Annotated in this window: 2 protein-coding genes; both read right to left on the reverse strand. The window is 70.7% G+C overall.

From position 1 onward, the window contains the following. Positions 1-776: electron transfer flavoprotein subunit alpha/FixB family protein (locus tag FBZ87_RS28980; protein ID WP_145614030.1), on the reverse strand; the 776-nt coding region annotated here is incomplete at its 3' end. Positions 777-778: 2 nt separating this feature from the next. Then, positions 779-1,210, reverse strand: a 432-nt coding sequence (locus FBZ87_RS28985) for an electron transfer flavoprotein subunit beta/FixA family protein (RefSeq protein WP_145614031.1), incomplete at its 5' end; no start/stop codon positions are given.

The raw sequence follows: 1,210 nt of genomic DNA on the forward strand, positions 1-1,210 counted from the left end.
ACGGCGATGTACAGCTCCGGCGCCACGATCTTGCCCGTCTGCCCGACTTGGTAGTCGTTGGGCACGAAACCGGCGTCCACCGCCGCGCGCGACGCGCCCACGGCCGCCCCCAGCTTGTCGGCCAGCGCCTCCAGCAGGGGGAAGTTGTCGCCCGACTGCATGCCCCGGCCGCCCGAGACGATCACCCGGGCGCTGGTCAGCTCCGGCCGTTCGGACTTCGACACCTCCTGGCTCACGAACTTCGACAGGCCGGCGTCAGCGGCGCCGGCCGCGGCCTCGACACTGGCGCTGCCGCCGGTGGCGGCCACCGCCTCGAACGCCGTGCCGCGCACCGTCGCCACCTTCACCGGGTCGCTGGACTGCACGGTGGCGATGGCGTTGCCGGCGTAGATGGGCCGGGTGAAGGTGTCGGGGCTTTCCACCCCGGTGATGTCGCTGATCTGCGCCACGTCCAGCAAGGCCGCGATGCGCGGCGCCACGTTCTTGCCGAAGGTGGTGCTGGGGGCCAGCACGTGGCTGTAGCCGCCGGCCTTCACCAGCCCCACCACCAGCGGGGCCACGTTCTCCGCCAGGCCATGGGCCAGCTCGGCGGCATCCGCCGTCAGCACCTTGGCCACACCGGCGACCTGGGCCGTCGCCTCGGCCACGGCGCCCACACCTTGCCCCAGCACCAGCACATGCACGTCGCCGCCCAGCTTGGCGGCCGCACCCAGGGTGGTCAGCGTCGGGACCTTCACGCCCTCGACCGAGGGCTCAGCGATAACAAGAGTCGTCATGGTCAGATCACCCGCGCTTCGGTCTTCAGCTTGGCCACCAGCTCCTGGACGGAGCCCACCTTCACCCCGCCGGCCCGCTTTGGCGGCTCCGCCACCTTCAGCGTCTTCAGCCGCGGCGTCAGGTCCACACCCAGGCTGGCGGCGTCCACCGTCTCCAGCGGTTTCTTCTTGGCCTTCATGATGTTGGGCAGCGAGGCGTAGCGCGGCTCGTTCAGGCGCAGGTCGGTGGTCACCACCGCCGGCAGCTTCAGATCCACCGTCTCCAGACCGCCGTCGATCTCACGCGTCACGGCAACGGTCCCTTCCGCCGGCACCACCTTGCTGGCGAAGGTGCCCTGGGCCCAGCCCAGCAGGGCCGCCAGCATCTGGCCGGTCTGGTTGGCGTCGTCGTCGATGGCCTGCTTGCCCAGGATGACCAGGCCGGGCTGTTCCTT

Source organism: Nitrospirillum amazonense (genome assembly GCF_007828035.1).
Taxonomy (GTDB): Bacteria; Pseudomonadota; Alphaproteobacteria; order Azospirillales; family Azospirillaceae; genus Nitrospirillum; species Nitrospirillum amazonense.